General features: G+C 71.8%; 19 protein-coding genes. 3 read left to right on the forward strand and 16 right to left on the reverse strand.

The genetic code is table 11. The features are described from left to right. Window positions 1-175: 175 nt before the first annotated feature. The 8 genes from H504_RS0112755 to nadD form a co-directional block, all read right to left on the reverse strand. Complete coding sequence (locus tag H504_RS0112755) at window positions 176-2,533, reverse strand: ComEC/Rec2 family competence protein (protein WP_051385778.1); 2,358 nt, start codon at window positions 2,531-2,533, stop codon at window positions 176-178. 98 nt (window positions 2,534-2,631) lie between these two features. Beyond that, the gene (locus tag H504_RS41105; RefSeq protein WP_157440369.1) at window positions 2,632-2,772 is read right to left on the reverse strand and encodes a hypothetical protein; all 141 of its coding nucleotides are present in this window, start codon (window positions 2,770-2,772) and stop codon (window positions 2,632-2,634) included. Then, window positions 2,769-3,422 carry a ComEA family DNA-binding protein gene (locus tag H504_RS0112765; RefSeq protein WP_026423092.1) on the reverse strand — a complete coding sequence of 218 codons (654 nt, stop codon included), beginning with the start codon at window positions 3,420-3,422 and terminating at the stop codon, window positions 2,769-2,771. The genes H504_RS41105 and H504_RS0112765 overlap by 4 nt, the downstream gene beginning before the upstream one ends. Window positions 3,423-3,532: 110 nt before the next feature. Further along, window positions 3,533-4,369, reverse strand: coding sequence for a DegV family protein (locus H504_RS0112770; RefSeq protein ID WP_026423093.1), 837 nt, complete (start codon window positions 4,367-4,369; stop codon window positions 3,533-3,535). An 18-nt stretch (window positions 4,370-4,387) separates the two neighbouring features. Then, a complete protein-coding gene (octT, locus tag H504_RS0112775) occupies window positions 4,388-5,116 on the reverse strand; it encodes a diglucosylglycerate octanoyltransferase (protein WP_026423094.1) in 729 nt (242 codons plus the stop codon). Window positions 5,117-5,120: 4 nt separating this feature from the next. After that, on the reverse strand, window positions 5,121-5,735 hold the full coding sequence (locus H504_RS0112780; protein ID WP_026423095.1) for a histidine phosphatase family protein: 615 nt from the start codon (window positions 5,733-5,735) through the stop codon (window positions 5,121-5,123). Continuing rightward, window positions 5,732-6,115 (reverse strand): ribosome silencing factor, encoded by a 384-nt coding sequence (rsfS, locus tag H504_RS0112785; RefSeq protein WP_026423096.1) that lies wholly within the window; start codon window positions 6,113-6,115, stop codon window positions 5,732-5,734. Before rsfS ends, H504_RS0112780 begins: the two co-directional genes overlap by 4 nt. 60 nt (window positions 6,116-6,175) lie before the next feature. Then, window positions 6,176-6,772, reverse strand: a complete 597-nt coding sequence (nadD, locus tag H504_RS0112790; protein WP_157440370.1) for a nicotinate-nucleotide adenylyltransferase — start codon at window positions 6,770-6,772, stop codon at window positions 6,176-6,178. Between the two features lie 166 nt (window positions 6,773-6,938). On the opposite strand from nadD, the gene H504_RS0112795 reads away from it, so the two are divergent. Further along, window positions 6,939-7,628, forward strand: coding sequence for a nitroreductase family protein (locus H504_RS0112795; RefSeq protein ID WP_026423098.1), 690 nt, complete (start codon window positions 6,939-6,941; stop codon window positions 7,626-7,628). A gap of 191 nt (window positions 7,629-7,819) precedes the next feature. Continuing rightward, window positions 7,820-9,916, forward strand: coding sequence for a RecQ family ATP-dependent DNA helicase (locus H504_RS0112800; RefSeq protein WP_026423099.1), 2,097 nt, complete (start codon window positions 7,820-7,822; stop codon window positions 9,914-9,916). A 6-nt stretch (window positions 9,917-9,922) separates the two neighbouring features. Here H504_RS0112800 and proB read toward each other — a convergent pair whose 3' ends face one another. The 6 genes from proB to H504_RS0112830 form a co-directional block, all read right to left on the reverse strand. Further along, window positions 9,923-11,035: a glutamate 5-kinase gene (proB, locus tag H504_RS0112805; protein ID WP_026423100.1), complete on the reverse strand. Its 1,113-nt coding sequence runs from the start codon at window positions 11,033-11,035 to the stop codon at window positions 9,923-9,925. A 96-nt stretch (window positions 11,036-11,131) separates the two neighbouring features. Continuing rightward, window positions 11,132-12,580, reverse strand: a complete 1,449-nt coding sequence (gene obgE / locus H504_RS0112810) for a GTPase ObgE (RefSeq protein WP_026423101.1) — start codon at window positions 12,578-12,580, stop codon at window positions 11,132-11,134. An 81-nt stretch (window positions 12,581-12,661) separates the two neighbouring features. After that, complete coding sequence (rpmA, locus tag H504_RS0112815; protein WP_026423102.1) at window positions 12,662-12,919, reverse strand: 50S ribosomal protein L27; 258 nt, start codon at window positions 12,917-12,919, stop codon at window positions 12,662-12,664. Between the two features lie 15 nt (window positions 12,920-12,934). Then, complete coding sequence (gene rplU, locus H504_RS0112820; RefSeq protein WP_026423103.1) at window positions 12,935-13,243, reverse strand: 50S ribosomal protein L21; 309 nt, start codon at window positions 13,241-13,243, stop codon at window positions 12,935-12,937. Window positions 13,244-13,423: 180 nt separating this feature from the next. Beyond that, window positions 13,424-16,264: a translation initiation factor IF-2 N-terminal domain-containing protein gene (locus tag H504_RS0112825; protein WP_026423104.1), complete on the reverse strand. Its 2,841-nt coding sequence runs from the start codon at window positions 16,262-16,264 to the stop codon at window positions 13,424-13,426. A 183-nt stretch (window positions 16,265-16,447) separates the two neighbouring features. Then, window positions 16,448-17,191: a TIGR03936 family radical SAM-associated protein gene (locus tag H504_RS0112830; RefSeq protein WP_026423105.1), complete on the reverse strand. Its 744-nt coding sequence runs from the start codon at window positions 17,189-17,191 to the stop codon at window positions 16,448-16,450. 257 nt (window positions 17,192-17,448) lie between these two features. Between H504_RS0112830 and H504_RS0112835 the strand changes: the two genes are divergently transcribed. After that, a complete protein-coding gene (locus H504_RS0112835; RefSeq protein WP_084467617.1) occupies window positions 17,449-18,822 on the forward strand; it encodes a S8 family peptidase in 1,374 nt (457 codons plus the stop codon). Here H504_RS0112835 and H504_RS0112840 read toward each other — a convergent pair. Together H504_RS0112840 and H504_RS0112845 are read right to left on the reverse strand one after the other, a co-directional pair. Continuing rightward, window positions 18,812-19,276: a GNAT family N-acetyltransferase gene (locus tag H504_RS0112840; RefSeq protein WP_026423107.1), complete on the reverse strand. Its 465-nt coding sequence runs from the start codon at window positions 19,274-19,276 to the stop codon at window positions 18,812-18,814. The genes H504_RS0112835 and H504_RS0112840 overlap by 11 nt on opposite strands. Then, on the reverse strand, window positions 19,273-21,240 hold the full coding sequence (locus tag H504_RS0112845; RefSeq protein WP_026423108.1) for a TIGR03960 family B12-binding radical SAM protein: 1,968 nt from the start codon (window positions 21,238-21,240) through the stop codon (window positions 19,273-19,275). The genes H504_RS0112840 and H504_RS0112845 overlap by 4 nt, the downstream gene beginning before the upstream one ends. Window positions 21,241-21,256 lie beyond the last annotated feature (16 nt).

The raw sequence follows: 21,256 nt of genomic DNA on the forward strand, positions 1-21,256 counted from the left end.
GCCGCCGGTCGACCCGGCTGCTCCCCCCAACTCAGCGGCGCACGCCACGCCACGCCACGCCACGCCACGCCACGCCACGCCACGCCACGCCACGCCACGCCACGCCACGGAAGCGGAGACCGACAAACCGGTGGCAGTCAACCCGGGCGGTCGCGGTCGGACAGTGGACCGGTGGTCAGTGCCGGGGCGGTGCTCTCGGCTCGCCCCGGGTCAGCAGGGTCAACGCGTCCGCCGGACCGATGATCGCCGTGTCGCCGTCCTGGTCGGTGCGGGTGACCCGGATCCCCCGCCGCCGCAGGTCCAGCACGGTCATCGGGCTGGGGTGCCCGTACGGGTTCCCCGCCCCCACACTGATCATCGCGAGGCGGGCACCCACGGCGGTGATGAAGTCCGGTGTCGTGTACCGGGACCCGTGGTGCGGCACCTTGATCACGTCCGCGCGCAGGTCGACCCGGGCGGTGAGCAGATCGGCCTGCGCGGCCAACTCCACGTCACCGGTGAGCAGGACCCGCCCCGCCCGCGTTGTCGCGCGCAGCACCACCGACCCGTTGTTGATCGATGTCCCGTCCCGCGCCGATGTCTCCTCTCGTTCGTCGTCGATCTCCTTCCGTTGCGGCCCAAGCACTTCCAGGGTCAAGCCGGGCCACGTCAACCGCTGCCCGGCGGCGATGCCGACCAGCGGTACGCCCGCGGCCGAAGTCTGACGGCGTACCTGCCGCCAAGCCCAGTCCGGCGATCGCCCCGGTCCCACGGCGACCGCGCCCACCGACCGGTCGGCCAACACCGCGGCCAACCCGCCGACGTGGTCCGCGTGCAGGTGGCTGAGGATCACCATCGGCACCCGGTCGATCGCCAGCCGGTCCAGGCATTCCCGCACCGGCACGGGATCGGGCCCTGTGTCGACGACCACCGCCCGCCCACTGTCCGCTGTGGACAGGACGATGGCGTCGCCCTGCCCGACGTCGCACACCACCATGGCCCAACCGGCGGGCGGCCACCTCGGTGCCAGCACGCGCACCGGCACCAGGACGAGCAGCAGCCCGACCACCACAAGCCCGACCACGACGCGCGTGCGCCGCCACCGCAGCCCGACCACCAGTGCCGCCAGCAGCACCCCGCCCCACCAGCCCGAGGGCCAGTCGAGGGCCGCCCCGGGCACACCGGCCGCCGTGTGCCCGACCAAGACCAGCCAGTCGACCGCCGGACCTGCGGCCCGCACAAGCCACCCCGCCAGCCATGGCGCGACCGGCATGACCAGCGCCGCGAGCAGCCCCTGCACCGTGGCGGGCGCGACCACCGGGACCGCCACCAGGTTGGCGACGACCGCGACGAGGCTCACCTGCCCGCTGATCCCCGCGACCACCGGCGCCGTGGCGAGGTGCGCCGCCGCCGGTATCGCGACGGCCTCGGCGAGCAGCCGGGGCACCCGCCGCCGGGTCAGTCGATCCACCCACCGCGGCGCGACGAGCACCAAGGCGGCGGTCGCCAGGACCGACAGCACGAACCCCAGGCTGACCGCCATCTCCGGGTCGATCGCCACCAGCACGATCACCGCCGTCGACAGCGCCGGGAGCACCGCCCGTTCCCGCCCGAGGGCCAGGGCCAGCAACCCGATCGCGCCCATCACGCCCGCCCGCAGCACGCTGGGCTCCGGCCCGACCAGCACGACGTACCCGAGCAGCGCCGCGAACGCCGCCACCGCCGACCCACGTGGCCCGATCCGCACCAGCCGCGCCAGGAACAGCACCGCGAAGCAGACGATCGCCAGGTTCGCCCCGGACACCGCCAGCAGGTGGGTCATCCCCGCGGTCCGGAACTCGTCCGCGACGGACTGGACCATCCGGTCGGTGTCGCCGACCACGAGGGCGGGCAGCAACCCCCTGGCCTCGTCGTCGAGAACCGACGACGCCTCCCGCAGCCCGTCGCGCAGTGACTGTGCGACCCGCTGCCACACGGGCGCCGCACTGACATCCCTCGGTGGCCCCCGCACCCGCAGCACCGCGACCGTCAACCCCCCGGAGTCCGCGGGCCCCAACGCTCCCTTGACCGTCACCTCCTGTCCTGGCAGCAACGCCGCCCAGTCATCCACCGGTGCCAGCACCAGCACGCGACTCCCGTCCAACAGCGCCGGGACGACCACCGACCGAGCGCCCGAGGGCACCGCCCCAAACCCGGTCGACGTGACCTTCTTGGGCCGCTCCGCGACCTCCACCCGAGCCTCGACCACGGCACCCCGCGCGGCCGCCACCCTCAGCGGATCCGCAGCCGCGACCCAGATCCGCGCCGCGACCGGGCACACGGCCAGCACCCCGCACACCACCAACGGCCATCCGGCCCCGACCACCGTGAACCGCTTCGGCGCACCGCGGAGGTGCAGGACTCCCGCGGCAACCGCCACCCCACCGACCACCGCGGCCAACACCCAGTGCCCCAGCAACCCCAGCAGGGCGGCCAACCACAGCGCGAGAGCCCCGGGCACCAACCGGACATCCTGCGTGCCCCCGTTCACCACCACGACAATCCCCCATACCATTTAGTCCTTTGAGGACAAACAAGCCGCAATGTCGATGTCGACCCGGCCACCGCGTCCAAGCACCTCAGGTGATTCCGCTCGAAGAGCCCTGCCGGAGGTCAGGACTGACCGCTCCACACCGCGCCGAGCACGCAGGCGGCCACGCTCATGACGACGATGAGCGACCAGTGGGCGTACAGCCCGAGGAAGATCCCGACCCCGATGGCCGTGGCGCCGATGGTCACCGTGTGCGCGGTCATTGGACGGTCACCAGGTCGCGGAGGTGTTCGAAGCGGGCCTGGCCGATCCCGTCGACATCGCGCAGTTGCTCGACCCGGCTGAAGCGGCCGTGTTGGCCGCGCCAGTCCAGGATGCGCTGGGCCGTGACGGCGCCGACCCCGGGCAGCGTGTCGAGCCGGGCCAGGGTCGCGGTGTTCAGGTTGACCTTGCCGGGCGGGCCGGGCGGGTCGTCAGCCGGTGGCGCGGGGACGCCGACGTGGATCTGCTCGCCGTCGACGAGCTTGCGGGCCAGGTTGAGCGGGGTCAGGTCGGCGCCGGGCAGGGCTCCGCCGCTGGCGCGGAGCGCGTCGTCGACCCGGGAGCCGTCGGGTAGGGAACGCAGGCCGGGGTTGGCGACCTTGCCGACCACGTCGACCACGATGGTCGGCACGGTGTGCTCGACCGCGGCGGCGGCCAGGGTCGGCGCTTGCTCGGGGGGTGGTGGCGATCCGGAGAGCGTTGACGTGGCTATGACCGCGGCGAGGACAACGGCGAGTCCGGCGAGGACGGGTATCCGCGACCGCCGCCGCGCCGGTTGCTCCGCCGGTTCGCGATCCCAAGGGCGACCGGCGACGGTGGCGAGGCGGGCGAGGACGGCGTCGATGTGCTTGGCACGCTGTGAGTTGGACATGGGACCCACGCTAGGAACCCGCGGCGACCTGGGACAGCGCTGATCATCTTGTGTGGACGGGCGCGGCGAGTGTGGACAACCCGCCTACCGGTAGCCGGATTGCAGGCGGCTCAGCGCGGGCTGACGATGATGCCGAGCACGCCCGGTCCGGTGTGCGCGCCGATGACCGCGCCCAGCTCGGCGACCAGGCACTCGGCCGAGGGCAGCCGTTCCCGCAGCCGGTTCGCGACCTCGACTGCCCGGTCCGGGTCGGCGAGGTGGTGCACGGCGATGTCCACCGCAGACCCGCCTGCGGCCTCGACCGCCAGGTCGACCAGGCGGGCCACCGCGCGGCCGGTCGTGCGGACCTTCTCCAACGGCACGATCTGCCCGTCGTGCACGTGCAGGATCGGCTTGACGGACAGCGCGGTCCCCAGCAGCGCGGCCGCGGCACCGATCCGGCCCCCGCGCCTCAGGTACTCCAGCGTTTCGACCACGAAGAGACTCCGGCTCGCCGCCGCCGACTCGACCGCGGCGGCCTCGACGTCCGCTCCCCCGCCTCCCCCTGCGGCGACCTCCGCGGCGCGAACCACGGCGAACCCGAGGCCCATCGCGGTGGTCCTGGAATCGACCACACGCACCGCGGAACCGAACTCGGCGCCCGCCAGCCGGGCGGACTCCCAGGTGCCGGACAGGTCGCGGGAGAGGTGCACGGAAAGCACTCCGTCGGCGCCCCCGTCGAGCAGTTCGCGGTAAGTGGCGGCGAACTCGGCCGGGTTGGGTCGGGACGTGGTCACCATCCGCCGGTCGCGCAGGGCTGCGGCCAACTGGGTGGGGCCGATGTCCAGCCCGTCGCGACCTTCCCGACCGTCCACACGCACCAGCAGCGGGACGACCCGCACGCCGTGCCGGTCGGCGAGGCCCTCCGGCAGGTACGCGGTGGAGTCGGTCAGCACGGCGAACGGCACGTGATGGGAGCGTAGTGGCTAGCAGGCGGGCGGCCGACCCAACAGCGGTGCCAGGTGCTCCACAAGCCCTTCCGCGACCAATTTGTGTCCGTCCCAGCCCCAGTGGATGCCATCCGGGTTGCCGTGGCCGTTCATGACATGGTCACCGATTACAGCGGTCACGTCGAAGGTGACCACACCTGTCCGCTCGGCCCACGCACGCATGAGGTTCACCGTGCGGAGGCGACCGGTGTGCACGTAACCGTAGGCGGGTGCGCGGTGCACGGAAGGCAACATGGCCACGACAGGTAGGTCCGGCCGCAACGCGCGCACAGCGACGACTATGTCGTTGAGGTACCGCACGGTGAGTGCAGCCGGTAGCGCTACCGGCCACCCACCCATCACGCGCGAAGCCCACGGTTGGGCGGCCAGGTAGGTCTTACGAACACGACGACGCAACCAGTCGGGCCGGAGGTACCGGATTCCCTGACGCAGGTAGGTCGGCAACGGCGAGGGCAACGTGTCCATACCGCTCACGGCAAGCACCAGGACGTCGACCTTGGGCATGTGTGTCCACACGCGAGGATCACCCGTCAGCGCCCAGTACGCGTCACGAGCCGTCCACCCGAGTCCCGCGAACAGCTCGGTACGGCCACCTACCGCGGTGGCGGCGAGGTTCGGCCAGAGACGCGGGTCGTCCGCGGGATGGGGACCGTCGGGGCCGTGGAAGCTCAGCGAGTCGCCGAACACCAGCACGGTCGGCGCCACCGGGCTATCCGGTGATGCCCACGTTGTAGGCGACCAGACGCCAGGCCAGCCCGCTGGTGTCGCGGCGGGCGAGCACCGTCCAATGACAGTTGCCGATGCCGCCGAGCTGCCACCAGTTGGCCACCGGTAGCTCCAAGAGGCTGCCTGCCAACGCCGTGATCAGGCCGCCGTGCGCGCACAGCACCGCGGTCTCGTCGGTCCCCTCGTCCAGCGCGGCGACCACCTCGACCGCGCGGGCGGCGACCTCGACCCGGGACTCACCGCCCGGTGGGGCCCACGTGGCGTCGGTCTGCCACTCGGCACGACCGCCCGGCCACTCCTGGTCGATCTCGGCACCGGTTTTGCCCTGCCAGAGGCCGAGGTGGGTCTCGCGCAAACGCTTGTCGAACCGCAGCGGCACGCCGACGGCCTCGCTGAACACCGTGGCCGTGTCGGTCGCCCGGCGCAGGTCGGAGGCCACGACGACGTCCGGTGAGAACCGGGCCAGCGCCGGGACGGCGAACCGGGCCTGGTTCCACCCGATCTCCGTCAGGTGCGAGTCGATGTGGCCCTGCATCCGCCCGGAGGCGTTGTGGTCGGTCTCGCCGTGGCGCCAGAGGACGAGCCGCCGCAGCGTCACTCGGCGTCCTCGTCGGCGGGCGGGTCGGCGTCGAACGCGATCCGCGGGCAGTCCTTCCACAGCCGCTCGATGCCGTAGAAGGAGCGTTCCTCGGCGTGCTGGATGTGCACCACGACGTCGACGAAGTCGAGCAGCACCCAGCGCCCCTCACGGGCGCCTTCGCGGCGGACCGGCTTGGTGCCCGCCTCGCGCATCTTCTCCTCGACGTTCTCCACGATCGCGCCGACCTGCCGCTCGTTCGCGGCGGAGGCGATCACGAAGCAGTCGGTGATCACGAGCTGGTCGGACACGTCCAGCACGATCACGTCCGCCGCCTTCTTGTCGGCGGCCGCCCCGGCCGCGACCAGCGCCAGTTCGCGTGCCTCGTGCGTCGCTGCCACTTCACTCCTCGATCCGGTCCACGGGCCAACCAGTCGAGGGTACCGGGTCGCGCACATCACTTACTGCTCGGCAGCGTAGAGACCGCGCTTCGATATGTACTGCACCACACCATCCGGTACGAGGTACCAAACGGGCATACCGGTGGCTACGCGAGCGCGGCAGTCAGTGGAGGAAATCGCGAGCGCGGGAACTTCGATAAGACTCACAGTTCCCGACGGCAGGTGAGTGTCCGCGAGGCTGTAACCGGGCCGGGTGACGCCAACAAAGTGTGCCAGCGTGAACAGCTCCTCGGCTCGGTGCCAAGACAGGATCTGTTCGAGCGCGTCGGCGCCGGTGATGAAGTACAGGTCCGCGCCAGGGTACCGTTCCCGCAGGTCACGCAGGGTGTCGACGGTGTAGGTGACCCCGGTGCGGTCGATGTCGACCCGGCTGACCGAGAACCTCGGGTTGGACGCGGTGGCCACCACCGTCATCAGGTAGCGGTCCTCCGCGGCGCTGACCCCCTTGGCGCCCTTCTGCCAGGGCACCCCGGTCGGGACGAACACGACCTCGTCCAGCTCGAACCGGGCCTGCACCTCGCTGGCGGCCACGAGGTGACCGTGGTGCACCGGGTCGAAGGTGCCGCCCATGATGCCAATCCGGCGAGCCATGTCCAGGAGCCTACGGGCGCCCGGTCTGACATGCGCGGACGTCCCACGGGGGCTATGAGTTTCGTCTCCCCCCGCGGCCGACTTTCGGACACCACCGTTCGGGCCATGACATGGGCCCTATGACCGGATCGGTATGACCGTGGGCGGGCGTCCGACCGGGAGACTGCCGGACATGGCTTGGATACCGATCCACGATCAGCCGTACGACCCGGTGCCTTACCGGCCTGCCCGGGTCACGGCCGAGGAGTCGCTGAGGGCGGCTGCCGACCTGCGCGCCAGGATGGACGAGCGCAGGACGGTACGCGCGTTCTCCGCTGAGCCGGTGCCCGAGCAGGCCGTGATCGATGCCATAGCCGTCGCGGCGACCGCGCCGTCCGGCGCGCACCAGCAGCCGTGGACGTTCGTCCTGGTGACCGATCCCGAGGTCCGCGCCAAGATCCGCGAGGCGGCGGAGCGCGAGGAGCAGATCTCGTACGCGGGCAGGCTTGGCGAAGAGTGGTTGTCGGCGTTGCGTCCGTTGGGGACGGACCAGAACAAGCCGCACCTGACCGACGCGCCCTACCTGATCGTCGTGTTCGAGCAGCGGTACTACTTGGACGAGGAAAGCGACGAGCAGCACAAGCACTACTACGTCGACGAGTCCGTTGGCATCGCGGTGGGCATGCTCATCACCGCGTTGCACCTGGCGGGCCTGGCAGCTCTGACACACACACCGAGTCCGATGAAGTTCCTGTCCGAGGTTCTGAACCGGCCGCGCAACGAGAAAGCGTTCGCGGTCATCCCGGTCGGCTACCCGGCGGACGACGCCACCGTCCCCAAGCTGATCCGCAAGGACCTCGAACAGGTGCTGGTGCGGTTCTGACGACTTCGGCGGAGGGCTGCCGCTTCGCCCGCCGGAGTTCCCGGTCTGGATGACCGGGACCCGCCTCGCGCGGATGGTGCGCGTCCGCGCGGGGCGGGGTTCTCCGCTCCCACCAGGGCATCGGCGAAGTTGTCCACAGGCTGCCGGAGCCGAGGTCGACGAATGTCGGCCCGGCGCGGTATCCATGTGACGTGGACGACAACACATTGCGGACATCGGCGGAAGAACACCTGAAGGCCCTCGCGGGACCGACCGCGAGCCTGCGCGCGGACCAGTGGACGGCCATCGAGGCCCTGGTCGCGCGGCGCAGGCGGGCATTAGTGGTGCAGCGCACCGGGTGGGGCAAGTCCGCCGTGTACTTCGTTGCCACCGCCCTCCTGCGGGAGTTGGGCGAGGGTCCGACCGTGATCGTGTCGCCGCTGTTGGCGTTGATGCGCAACCAGGTCGAGGCGGCGGCCCGCGCCGGGGTGCGCGCGGCGACGATCAACTCGGCCAACCAGCAGGAGTGGGACCAGGTCCAGACCGCCGTCACCGACGGGGACGTCGACGTGCTGCTGGTGAGCCCGGAGCGGTTGAACAACCCGGACTTCCGCGACACCGTCCTGCCCAGTCTGACCGCGTCGGCGGGGATGCTGGTGGTCGACGAGGCGCACTGCATCTCCGACTGGGGCCACGACTTCCGGCCGGACTACCGTCGGTTGCGGACACTCCTGGGTGAACTCCCCGACGGGGTACCGGTCCTGGCGACCACGGCGACCGCCAACGACCGCGTGGTGCGGGACGTGGCCCAGCAACTGGGTCTCGGCGCCGACGACGCGTTGGTGCTGCGCGGCGCGCTGGACCGGGAAAGCCTCCGACTGGGCGTGCTGCGGTTGCCGACGCCACAGGCAAGGTGGGCCTGGCTGGCGCAGAACCTGGGCGACTTCACGGGTTCCGGCATCATCTACACGCTGACCGTCGCCGCGGCGGAGGAACTGGCGGCGTTCTTGCGCGGTCAGGGTTTCGAGGTGACGGCGTACACCGGGCGCACCGAGCCGTCCGACCGGCAGCGCGCCGAGGACGACCTGCTGGGCAACCGGGTCAAGGCGTTGGTGGCGACATCGGCGCTGGGCATGGGGTTCGACAAGCCGGATCTGGGGTTCGTCGTGCACGTCGGCGCGCCGCAGTCACCCATCGCGTACTACCAGCAGATCGGGCGCGCGGGCCGTGGCGTGCGGCGGGCGGATGTCGTGCTGATGCCCGGCACGGAGGACAAGGACATCTGGGCCTACTTCGCGTCCCTCGCCTTTCCACCGGAAAGCTATGTGCGGCAGGTACTGGACGCGCTCGCCGCCGAGGGCAGGCCGTTGTCGACCCAAGCGCTGGAACCACGGGTCGATTTGTCGCGCGGGCGGTTGGAGATGGTGCTGAAGGTCCTCGATGTCGACGGTGCCGTCCACCGCGTTCGCGGCGGCTGGGAATACACCGGCGACGCCTGGGAGTACGACGCGGAACGGTACGCGCGGATCGAGCAGGCGCGAACCGCCGAGCAGCAAGCGATCCTGGACTACCAGCGAACCGATGGCTGCCGGATGGAGTTCCTCCTGCGCCAACTCGACGACCCGCACGCCGCCCCGTGCGGCCGCTGCGACAACTGCACCGGGGAAAGGTGGAACGCCGAGGTGTCGGCCGAGAACATGGCCCTCGCCCAAGACAAATTACGCCAACCGGGGGTCGAGGTCACGCCCAAGAAGATGTGGCCGACCGGAATGGCGACGCTCGGCGTACCGCTCTCGGGGAAGATACCCGCGAGCCGGGTAGCCCAACCCGGCCGAGCGGTCGGCAGGTTGACCGACATCGGCTGGGGCAACCGGTTGCGCGCGCTGTTCTCGTCCACAGAGGATGGTGCAGTCCCCGGCGACCTGGTGGACGCCTGCGTGCGGGTGCTCGCGGCCTGGGACTGGGAAACCCGTCCCGCTGGTGTCGTCACGGTGGGCTCCACCCGGCGTCCACACCTGGTGCGGTCCGTGGGTGAACGCCTGTCCACGCTCGGCAGGCTGCCCCTGCTCGGCGAGATCGCGGTCAGCGCGTCCGCACCCCAGGCCAACAGCGCCCAACGCCTGGCCTGGCTGTGGAAGACCATCACCCTGCCCGACGACGTGGCCGCGCGGGTCCAGGACCTCACCGGTCCGGTGCTCCTCGTCGACGACCGCGTCGACACCGGCTGGACCATGACCGTCGCCGCGGCGCTGCTCCGTGACGCCGGGGCGGACGCGGTCCTGCCGTTCGCCTTGGCGGTCACGTCGTGAGCGCCGCTAGTGGATCAGCGGGACGAGGTCGTCGGCGTGGATGACCTCGCGGCGGCGACTGGTGGGGAGGTCGTGGGTGGAATGGCCGATGAGGGCGGGTAGCTCGGCGGCGTCGAAGTTGGTGATCCCACGGGCGATGACGGCGCCCGTGGGATCGGCGAGTTCGACGACGTCGCCCGCCTGGAAGTCGCCGGACGACGTGGTGATGCCCGCGGCGAGCAGGGAGCGACGGTGGGTGACGACGGCGGCCACAGCGCCGTCGTCGAGGGTAAGAGTGCCGTTGGTGTCGGCGGCGTAGGCGAGCCAGAAGCGGCGGGAACTCAACCGGCGGCCGGAGGTCGCGAACGCGGTGCCGACGTCGGCCGGGCCGAGCGCACGGGGGGCGTCCGAGGCCGCGGCGAGCAGCACGGGGACACCGGCGGCGGAGGCCAAGCGGGCGGCGGCGAGCTTCGACGCCATCCCGCCGGTGCCGAGGCCGGAGGCGCCGGTGGTGCCCGCGCGCACACCGGCGATGTCGGAGTCGCCCCCGACCTCGGCGATCGGGTGGGCGTCGCCGAGACGCGGGTCGCCGTCGTAGAGGGCGTCCACATCGGACAGGAGAACCAGGGCGTCGGCACCGATGAGGTGGGCGACGAGAGCGGCCAAGCGGTCGTTGTCACCGAAGCGGATTTCCTCGGTGGCGACGGTGTCGTTCTCGTTCACCACCGGCACGGCGCCGAGCGCGAGCAGACGGGAGAGAGTGCGTTGAGCGTTGTGGTAGTGCGAACGGCGGACAACATCATCGGCGGTCAGCAGCACCTGGCCGACCCGCAGCGAGTAGCGGGCGAACGAGGCCACGTAGGCGTGGCCAAGCACGATCTGGCCGACGCTGGCGGCCGCCTGCTGGGTCGCCAGGTCACGTGGGCGGCGCCCCAGGCCCAGCGGCGCGAGCCCGGCCGCGATCGCGCCGGAGGACACCAGCACGACCTGCGATCCCGCGGCGCGCCGGGCGGCCACGGCGTCGACCAGGGCATCCAGCCTGGCCGGGTCGAGACCGCCCTCGGCCGTGGTCAGCGAGGACGACCCGACCTTGACCACCACCAGCCGGGCATCCGCCACGGCGGCGCGCGTCCGCGACACAGCCACCCCCATCATCGGGCTCCACAATGGACCGCACAGCCGGGTTCCCGCCGCCGGGACCGGGCGCCGTCAGGTGAGTTCGCCCACCCGCGCGGCTCACTCGTCGTCGAAGTCGTCCTCGTGCGGCGCGCGGCGGGCCACCTTGGCGGCCTTGCGCTCCGCGGCGCCGATCCGCTCGACCCGGTCCAGTCGCGGGTCGCTGCCCCGGTTGTGCATCATGACCGCCACCCCCGCCGGGGTCGACGGCTCCCAGTCGAACGTGACGCCGCCGATGGTCACCGGGCAACCCGGCACGGCGCCCGCCCCGGCCAGGGCCTCCTCGACGCCGAGGCGGGCCAACCGGTCGCCCAGGTAGCCGACGGCCTCGGAGTTGTTGAAATCGGTCTGCCGTACCCAGCGCTCCGGCCGCTCGCCGCGCACGAAGAAGCCGGTCTCGTCGTCCGGGTCCCGCTCGACGGTGAACCCGGCGTCGTCGACCGCGGTGGGCCGCAGCACGATGCGGGTCGCCTCGGGTTCCGGCCGGGACGCCCGGTCCTCCTCGATCACCTTGGCCAGCGCGAAGCCGAGCTCACGCAGCCCGGCCCTGGTGACCGTGGACACCTGGAACACCGGCAGCCCGCGCGCCTCGATGTCCGGCTTGACCAGGTCAGCCAGCTCGCGCGCCTCCGGGACGTCCATCTTGTTCAGCACCACCAGCCGCGGCCGGGCCGCGAGCTCGCCACCGAGCGACGGCGTGTAGCGGGCCAGTTCGGCCTCCAGCGCGTCGATGTCCGACAGCGGGTCCCGGCCGGGCTCGTAGGTGGCGCAGTCGATCACGTGGACCAGCACCGCGCAGCGTTCGATGTGCCGCAGGAAGTCCAGGCCGAGGCCCTTGCCCTCGCTGGCGCCGGGCACCAGGCCGGGCACGTCGGCGATCGTGTAAACCGACTCGCCCGCGGTGACCACGCCCAGGTTCGGCACGAGGGTGGTGAACGGGTAGTCGGCGATCTTCGGCTTGGCCGAGGAGAGCACCGAGATCAGCGACGACTTGCCCGCCGAGGGGAACCCGAGCAGCCCGGCGTCGGCCACCGACCGCAGCTCCAGCACCAGGTCGTGCGCCTCGCCCGGCTCGCCGAGCAGGGCGAACCCGGGGGCGCGACGGGCCTTGGAGGACAGCGCCGCGTTGCCGAGGCCGCCCCGGCCGCCGCGCGCGGCGACGAACCGGGTGCCGTGGCCGACCAGGTCGACGATGATCTCGCCCGCGGCGTCCAGGATGACGGTGCCGTCCGGGACCTTGAGTTCGAGGTCCTCGCCGTTGGCGCCGTCCCGGTTCGAACCCGCGCCCTGCTTGCCGCTCAGGGCGCTGGCGTGCGGGCGGAAGTGGAAGTCCAGCAGCGTGTGCACGTTGTTGTCCACCACCAGCACGACGTCGCCGCCGTTGCCGCCGTTGCCGCCGTCGGGGCCGCCCAGCGGCTTGTACTTCTCCCGGTGCACCGAGGCGCAGCCGTTGCCGCCCGCACCAGCGGCGGCATGGATGACGACTCGGTCGACGAAACGGGACACCAGAGCTTCCTCTCAAAACACGGAACGAGGGGCGGACCAGAGCGGCCCGCCCCTCGCCAGGGGTCTAGCGTCGTCCGCGGGCCGTCAGGCCTCGACTGGGACGATGTTGACGGTCTTGCGGCCGCGCTTGGTGCCGAACTGCACCGAACCGGCGGAGAGCGCGAAGAGGGTGTCGTCCTTGCCGCGGCCGACGTTCACACCGGGGTGGAACTTGGTGCCGCGCTGGCGGATCAAGATCTCACCGGACTTGACGACCTGGCCGCCGTAGCGCTTCACGCCGAGGTACTGGGCGTTGGAGTCGCGCCCGTTGCGGGAGCTGGACGCGCCTTTCTTGTGTGCCATGGCTGCTGCGGTCCTCTACTTGGTGATGCCGGTGACCTCGACGCGGGTCAGCTTCTGGCGGTGACCCTGTCGCTTGTGGTAGCCGGTCTTGTTCTTGAACTTGTGGATGCGGATCTTGGGGCCCTTGGTCTGCTCGACGACCTTGCCGGTCACCGCGACCTTCGCCAGCGCGTCCGCGTCGGTGGTGACGTCGGTGCCGTCGACGACGAGCACCGCGGCGAGGTTGAGCTCGGTGCCCGGCGCGCCCTCGAGCTTCTCGACCTCGACGACGTCGCCGACAGCCACCTTGTACTGCTTGCCGCCGGTCTTGACGATCGCGTACATCGGGACGGAAGTCTCCTGCTACTAGACGGTGGGGGTCCTACGCGCCCCTGTCCGCGACACCTAAGGTCGGACCGGGCTTCGCACGACACAGCCCACCGAACGGCGGGCCATGTGACAGGTTACGTGTCTGCGGGAAGACGGGTCAAACCGGGGTCGGGTAACCCCGGTTCGACCCGCCGGTCAGCTCTCGTTCACCTCGACCGGCGGTCCCGCCGGGCGGGAGGCGGCCCGGCGCGGCGTGCGCCGCTTGGGCACCTCGGGGGCGGCGACCGGTTCGGCGACCGCGACGGCCTTGGGCTCGGTCGCGGAGCGGACCTGGGCGGCCGACGCGGACACCGCGTGCGGGTCCACCTCGGCGCGGACCGGCTCCGGCGGGCTCCACTGCTCGGGCGTGGACACCGGTGTCGCGGCGCCCTGGGCCCGGCTCGACGAGCGGCGCCTGCGGCGGCTGGGGGCCGCCTCGGCGGGCGCGTCGGCGATCCGTTCCGACCCGGTGTGCCTGCCGTTGCGGGTGTGCTCCGCCGGGGCGTGCTCGGCCGCGAGGTCGACGCCTACCGACTCGACGTTGGCCTGGCCTGCCGCGACGTGGTCCACATCGGTCTGCTCGGGGGCCTCGGTGACCCCGCCGGGCTGCTCGATGGTGGCCTTCGCGATGTCGCGCACGGCGACCTTGGCGGCCTCGTCGCGGTCGGGCTGCGCCGGGGCCTGCTCACGGGCCTTGTCCTCGTTGTCACGGCGGTTGCGGTTGCGGCGACCACCGCCCTGCTGCTGCCCCTTGTCCTTCTCCGGGGCGGCGGGGGCGGGCTGGTGCTGGCCGTTGCCGTTGACCGGGGGGGCCTTCACCGCCAGGTCGGTGCTGACCACCACGCCGCGGCCCTTGCAGTGCTCGCAGGTGGTGCTGAACGCCTCCAGCAGTCCGGTGCCGACCCGCTTGCGGGTCATCTGGACCAGGCCGAGCGAGGTGACCTCGGCGACCTGGTGCCGGGTGCGGTCGCGGCCGAGGCACTCGGTGAGCCTGCGCAGCACCAGGTCCCGGTTGGACTCCAGCACCATGTCGATGAAGTCGATCACGATGATGCCGCCGACGTCGCGCAGCCGGAGCTGGCGGACGATCTCCTCGGCCGACTCCAGGTTGTTGCGGGTGACCGTCTCCTCGAGGTTGCCGCCGGACCCGGTGAACTTGCCGGTGTTGACGTCGATGACGGTCATCGCCTCGGTGCGGTCGATCACCAGGTAGCCGCCCGACGGCAGCCAGACCTTGCGGTCGAGCGCCTTGAGCAACTGCTCGTCGATGCGGTGCTCGGCGAACACGTCCTTGGTGCCGACGTGCTTGCGGACCCGGTCGAGCAGCTCGGGGGCGACGTGCCGGACGTAGGCGTCGATGACCTCCCACGCGATGTCGCCCTGCACGACCAGCGAGGTGAAGTCCTCGGTGAACAGGTCGCGGACGACCTTGACCAGCAGGTCGGGCTCCTCGTAGAGCAGCGACGGGGCGCCTGCCTTCTTGACGCCGTTGCCGCCCTCGGACTTGTCCTTGATCACCTGCCACTGGGCCTGCAGCCGGCGCACGTCGCGGGCGAGTTCGTCCTCGCTGATGCCCTCCGAGGCGGTGCGGATGATCACACCGGCGTCCTCGGGGACGATCCGCTTGAGCACGTCCTTGAGCCTGCGCCGCTCGTTCTCCGGCAGCTTGCGGGAGATGCCGGTCGCGCCACCGCCCGGCACGTAGACCAGGAAGCGGCCGGGCAGGCTGATCTGGGTGGTGAGCCGGGCGCCCTTGTGCCCGACCGGGTCCTTGGTGACCTGGACCAGCACACTGTCCCCGGTGGACAGCGCCTGCTCGATCTTGCGCGCCTTGCCCTCCAGGCCCGCAGCGTCCCAGTCGACCTCACCGGCGTAGAGCACCGCGTTGCGGCCGCGGCCGATGTCGACGAACGCCGCCTCCATGCTGGGCAGCACGTTCTGCACCCGGCCGAGGTAGACGTTGCCCACCAGCGAGCCGGTGCCGGACGAGGTGACGAAGTGCTCGACGAGGACGCCGTCCTCCAGCACGCCGATCTGGGTGCGGTCGCCGTGCTCGCGGACCACCATGGCCCGGTCGACGGCCTCGCGGCGGGCCAGGAACTCGGCCTCGGACAGGATCGGGGCGCGCCTGCGGCCCGCCTCCCGGCCGTCCCGGCGGCGCTGGCGCTTGGCCTCCAGCCGGGTGGAGCCGCGCACGCTGCGCACCTCGTCCCGGCTGGTCTCGGGCTTCTCGTCGCGGACCTCGCGGACGTGCACGACGGTGTTCGGCGGGTCGTCGCCAGCCTCGGCCTCGGGGTCGTCCCCGCCCTTGCGGCGGCGACGCCGGCGGCGGCGCCTGCTGGCGGCGTCCCCGGCCTCGGCGGCCGCGTCGTCCTCGGCCTCAGCCTCGGCGGGTTCCTCGGCCTCGGCCTTGGCGGGCTCGTCCTCGGGGTGCTCGGCGACATCGTCGCTGCCGCCCTTGCCCCGGCCTCGACCGCGGCGACCGCGGCGGCGACGGCGGCTGCTGCCGTTGTCGTCGTCATCGTCCGATTGCTCGGCGTCGACATCGGCCTCGGCCTGGGGTTCCGGCACGGGTTCTGGCTCCGGCTCCGGTTCGGCGACCGCGGGCGCGGGGCGCGCGGGAGCCGGTTCCGGTGGCAGGAACAGCGGCGACGCGGACGCGAACACCGGCGTGGGCGGCACTCTGCGCGCGGGGGCCTCGACGACCACCGGCTCCGGCTCGTCCGCCGGGACCTCGGCAGCCTCGACCTCGGGTTGCTCGTCGCCGAGCAGCGCGCGGGCCACCCGTTCGGCCAGTTCACGCGGCACGCTGGACTGCGCGCCGCGCACCGGCTCACCGAGGGTGTCCAGCGCCGCGACGACGTCCTTGCTGCTGACCTCCAGCAGCTTGGCCAGCGCGTGCACCCGCACCTTGGCGGGCAACTGCGCCAGCACCGCGTCGATGGGTGTGGTTTCGGCCCCGCCGGTGCTTCCGGCGGGGGTCGACTTATCCGACATGTAGCTCCTCCGCCCCCGGGCGCGTCGTCTGGACGCGGCCGCTCAGGGGCCCTAGTTGTCCTTTCCGCCGCGCTAGGCGGCGGGAATCCTCGCCTGACACCGGCGCGAAAGCGGTCGCGTGGACCGCGGCCCGCGCGCGGCAGGTCGTACGACCACGGTGAGGTGCTGCGACTCCCCGATGGACTACCCGAGGCCCGCCTGCCTGTCGAGGGCCAGCGGGTCGGACAGACCGCCATCGTCGTCAAGCCGTCCTTGGGCCAACCGAGTCGCCTTAGCGGGTACCGGCGGTTCCAGAGCGGCGACGACACGCAACGCGCTCAGTACGTCGTCGGGCCGAACGGCCGGTGTTGTCTGCCGGACGACCACACGCAGTATCCCACACGAACGCTCCGGGTAGGACATGTCGAGGCCCACACCGTTCGGCGCGTCGCCGATGGCGGGCACCTCGGCGCGGATCACCGCAGGTCGGGCGTCGATGACTCTCCTGCCGTCTTTGGTGAGCCGTTCCACCTCGACGTGCTCGGCGGCCAGCAGTTCGACCACCGCGGCGCGCAAGGCGTCCGGGTCGACACCGGGCAGCTCGATGTGCCAGTCGCTGGCCTCCATCCGCTCGGCCAGCCCGCCCGGACCCGCCTCGACCGCCTCCAGCACGTCCAGGCCGGGGGCGAGGGCGGCGTCGAGGACCTCGGCGAGCCGGACCGGGTCGAGCCGCTCGACCACCTGGACCTCGACGTACTCGGCCTCGCTGGCCACCCCGGTGGGGGCGGCGCCGATCCAGGAGATCTTCGGGTGCGGGTTGAACCCCTGCGAGTAGGCCATCGGCACGCCCGCCCGGCGCAGCGCCCGCTCGAAGGCGCGGGCCACGTCCCGGTGCGAGGTGAAGCGGAGCCTGCCCCGCTTGGCGTAGCGCAGCCGGATCTTCTGCACCGGTGCGGCCGAGGGGTTCGGCTGGTCCTGGCGGCTCAGGATTACTCCTTCTGGTGGTCCGGCGTTGCTCCGGTGGTGCGGGCGCCGGGATTGGTGGCACCGTACCGGGAGCGCCAATTCGGTCGGCGAGCTTGTTTCACACCCGCCGCCTGGCTAGCGTCCGCAGCGAGTGGACAGCCTGCGCCGAGGGAAACCAGCACTGGAGGTCGCCCGTGCCTCTGCTCCGCCTGACCAAGGCGGCAGCGGTCAGCGTCGCGATGGTCGCGACGGCGTTCGCCGTCCCCCACCTGGCTGATGGCGAGCCCCTCGACGACGCCGTGCCCGCCTGCCCGTCCGCGGGGTCCACGATGCCGTACCTGGTGCTGTTCGACCAGGGTGATTCCGCGGCGCAGGCGACGGCCGAGATCACCCTCGCCTGCGGGTCGATGGTGGTGTTCTACCCGGAGATCGGGGTCGGCGTCGCCACTTCGGCGGATCCGCGGTTCGCCGACCGGGTCGGCCGGGACCGGGCGTTCAGCACGGAGGCGGTGGAGTCGGCGGCCGGGCACCCGGTGCCGCAGGCGCGGCAGCTCACGACCGGCGGGCCGGCGGCCCAGGTGGACCGGTCCGGCGAGCAGTGGGACATGGACATGATCCGGGCGCCCGCGGCGCACGCGGTCACCGAGGGTAGTCGGGACGTCCTGGTCGGGGTCCTCGACTCGGGGATCGACGCGACCCATCCGGACCTGGTGCACGCGGTTGACCCGAGTCGGTCGGCGGGCTGCCTGTCCGGCAAGGCGGACCCGAGCCCGGCGGCGTGGGCGCCGACGACCTCCCCGCACGGTACGCACGTGGCGGGCATCATCGCGGCGGCCGACGACGGCAAGGGCACCACCGGCGTGGCCCCGGGGGTGCGGTTGGCCTCGGTCAAGGTGGTCGACGACGAGGGCACGGTGCGCCCGGAGTCGGTCGTGTGCGGTCTGATGTGGGCGGCGGCGAACGGCATGACGATCGCCAACCACAGCTACTACGTCGACCCGTGGCCGCTGACCTGCGACCGCGGCGAGGAGCACGTGGTCTACGAGGCGATCCGGCGGGCCACCGACTACGCCACCGGCAACGGCGTGTTGAACGTCGCCGCGGCCACGAACGAGAGCGTGGACCTCGCGTCGCCGAGTGGTCAGACCGCGGGTCCGGACGGGCAGTGGCGGACCCTCGACGGCGACTGCAAGGTCTTGCCCGGAGGGTTGCGGGGCGTGATCGCCGTGTCGGCCGTCCGCCCCGATCGGTTGAAGGCGAGCTACAGCGCCTACGGGCTCGGTGTGATCGATGTGGCGGCCCCGGGCGGTGAGCAGTCGATGGATCAGTGCGTGCTGTCGACGGTGCCGGGCGGATACGCGCGCGAATGCGGGACGTCGATGGCGGCCCCGCACGTGTCCGGGGTGGCCGCGTTGATCGCGTCGACCCACCCGGGGGCGTCCCCGCAGCAGTTGGCCAGGCTGTTGACGTCGGAGGCGGAGAGCGTGGCCTGCCCGACCGACTACGACCTCGACGGCACCGGCGGGCAGGACGCCTTCTGCTCCGGTTACGCCCCGTTCAACAGCTTCTACGGGCACGGCCTGGTCGACGCCCTGGCTGCGGTCACCCCGTAGGGGGTCCGCCAGGGAGACGGCGCAGCATCAGCGAGTCCGCGGTGTCGAACCCGGCCCGCCGGTAGAGCGGGATCGCGCGTTCGGACGGGCTGAGCACGACCCGCACGTGGCCCCGGGTGTCGGCGTGGTCGAGGGCGGCGGTGAGCAGGTCGGTGCCGACCCCGGAGCCCCGGTGTTCCGGGACGACGAACGCGTTGCCGATGTAGCCCCAGCGACTCGCCCGCTGCCCCGGTCGCGGCATGCGGACGAACTCGACCATGGTGATGAAGCCGATCGGCTCGTCGGTCTCCGCCAACCAGAACGTGCGCCGGAGCCGTTCCTCTTCCCACCACTGGGTGAACACGGTCAGGTGGTCGGGATCGTCGACGGGTTCGCCGCACGCCTCCTCGGTCCACACGCGACGCAGATGGGCGACCGACGCGATGTCCGCGTCGGTCGCCAACCGGATGGTCACCCGGACAACGCCGGGTTCCGCACCGGGGAACCCACGCCGACCGGGCTGATCGGCAGGAGCTTGCGGCCGGTGGGGCCGATCTCGATGTCGGTGCCCATGGCCGGGCAGACGCCGCAGTCGAAGCACGGGGTCCACCGGCAGTCGTCCTGCTCGCGCTCGTCGAGGGCGTCCTGCCAGTCGTCCCAGAGCCAGTCCTTGGCCAGGCCGGAGTCGAGGTGGTCCCAGGGCAGGACCTCGCCCTCGAACCGCTCGCGGGTGGTGAACCAGGCCATCGACACGCCCAGCGGCTCAAGCTCGGCCGTGGCGGCGGCGCTCCACCGGCCGAAGGAGAAGTGTTCGCTCCAGCCGTCGAACCGGCCGCCGTCGCGCCACACGGCCTCGATGACCCTCCCGACGCGACGGTCCCCCCGGGACAGCAGCCCCTCGATCAGGCTGGGTTTGCCGTCGTGGTAGCGCATCCCGATGTTGCGGCCGAGGCTGCGGTCGCGGTCGGAGTTGACCGCCTCGCGCAGCTTGCGCAGCCGGGAGTCCACGGTGTCCGGGTCGCACTGGGCGGCCCACTGGAACGGGGTGTGCGGCTTGGGCACGAACCCGCCGATCGAGATGGTGCAGCGGATGTCCTTGCGGCCGCTGGCGACCCGACCGGCCCGGATGACGTTCTTGGCCATCTCGGCGATCTGCAGCACGTCGTCGTCGGTCTCGGTCGGCAGGCCGCACATGAAGTACAGCTTGACCTGCCGCCAACCCTGCGCGTACGCGGCGCTCACCGTCTTGATCAGGTCGTCCTCGGAGACCATCTTGTTGATGACCTTGCGGATCCGCTCGCTGCCCCCCTCGGGGGCGAAGGTGAGCCCGGACCGGCGGCCGTTGCGGGACAGCTCGTTGGCCAGGTCGATGTTGAACGCGTCGACCCGGGTGGACGGCAGCGACAGGCCGGTGTTGGTGCCCTCGTAGCGGTCGGCGAGCTGCTTGGTGATCTCGCCGATCTCGGAGTGGTCGGCGCTGGACAGGCTGAGCAGCCCGACCTCCTCGAAACCGCTGGCCGCCAGGCCGGTCTGGATCATCGCGCCGATGCCCTCGATGGACCGCTCGCGCACCGGCCGGGTGATCATCCCGGCCTGGCAGAACCGGCAGCCGCGGGTGCAGCCGCGGAAGATCTCCACGCTCATCCGCTCGTGGACGCTCTCGGCCAGCGGCACCAGCGGCTTCTTCGGGTACGGCCAGGCGTCGAGGTCCATCGTGGTGCGCTTGGCGACCGTCTCCGGGACGCGTGGCCGGTTCGGGGTGATGGCCTCGAGGTGGCCGTCGGCGCGGTAGGCGACGTCGTAGAAGCGCGGGATGTAGATGCCACCGGTCTCGGCCATGCGGGTCAGCAGCTCGTCGCGGCCACCGGGGCGGCCGTCGGCCTTCCACTGGCGGACGATGTCGGTGACCTGCCCGACGGCCTCCTCGCCGTCGCCGAGCACGGCCGCGTCGACGAAGTCGGCGATCGGCTCCGGGTTGAACGCGGCGTGCCCGCCCGCCAGCACGACCGGGTGGTCCTCGGTGCGGTCGGCGGCGTGCAGCGGGATACCGGCGAGGTCCAGCGCGGTCAGCAGGTTCGTGTAGCCCAGCTCGGTGGAGAAGCTGACGCCGAGCACGTCGAAGGCGCCGAGGGGACGGTGGCCGTCCACGGTGAACTGCGGGACGCCGTGTTCCCGCATCAGCTTCTCCAGGTCCGGCCAGACCGCGTAGGTGCGCTCGGCCAGCACGTCCGGGATCTCGTTGAGCACCTCGTAGAGGATCATGACGCCCTGGTTGGGCAGTCCGACCTCGTAGGCGTCCGGGTACATCAGCGCCCACCGGACGGTGGTGCTGTCCCAGTCCTTGAGGGTGGCGTTCAACTCCCCGCCGACGTACTGGACCGGCTTGGACACCCTGGGCAGCAGGGGCTCGAGTTGGGGGAAAACAGACTCAACGCTCACAGCCAACCAGGGTAAC

The organism is Actinokineospora inagensis DSM 44258, from assembly GCF_000482865.1.
Taxonomy (GTDB): domain Bacteria; phylum Actinomycetota; class Actinomycetes; order Mycobacteriales; family Pseudonocardiaceae; genus Actinokineospora; species Actinokineospora inagensis.

Excerpts from the sequence above, each read along its gene's own strand:
- H504_RS0112755 (WP_051385778.1), bottom strand. The coding sequence starts at position 2,533 with ATGGTATGGGGGATTGTCGTGGTGGTGAACGGGGGCACGCAGGATGTC.
- H504_RS0112835 (WP_084467617.1), top strand. The coding sequence starts at position 17,449 with ATGGTCGCGACGGCGTTCGCCGTCCCCCACCTGGCTGATGGCGAGCCC.
- rplU (WP_026423103.1), bottom strand. The coding sequence starts at position 13,243 with ATGTACGCGATCGTCAAGACCGGCGGCAAGCAGTACAAGGTGGCTGTC.
- H504_RS0112795 (WP_026423098.1), top strand. The coding sequence starts at position 6,939 with ATGGCTTGGATACCGATCCACGATCAGCCGTACGACCCGGTGCCTTAC.
- rpmA (WP_026423102.1), bottom strand. The coding sequence starts at position 12,919 with ATGGCACACAAGAAAGGCGCGTCCAGCTCCCGCAACGGGCGCGACTCC.
- H504_RS0112825 (WP_026423104.1), bottom strand. The coding sequence starts at position 16,264 with ATGTCGGATAAGTCGACCCCCGCCGGAAGCACCGGCGGGGCCGAAACC.
- H504_RS41105 (WP_157440369.1), bottom strand. The coding sequence starts at position 2,772 with ATGACCGCGCACACGGTGACCATCGGCGCCACGGCCATCGGGGTCGGG.
- H504_RS0112765 (WP_026423092.1), bottom strand. The coding sequence starts at position 3,422 with ATGTCCAACTCACAGCGTGCCAAGCACATCGACGCCGTCCTCGCCCGC.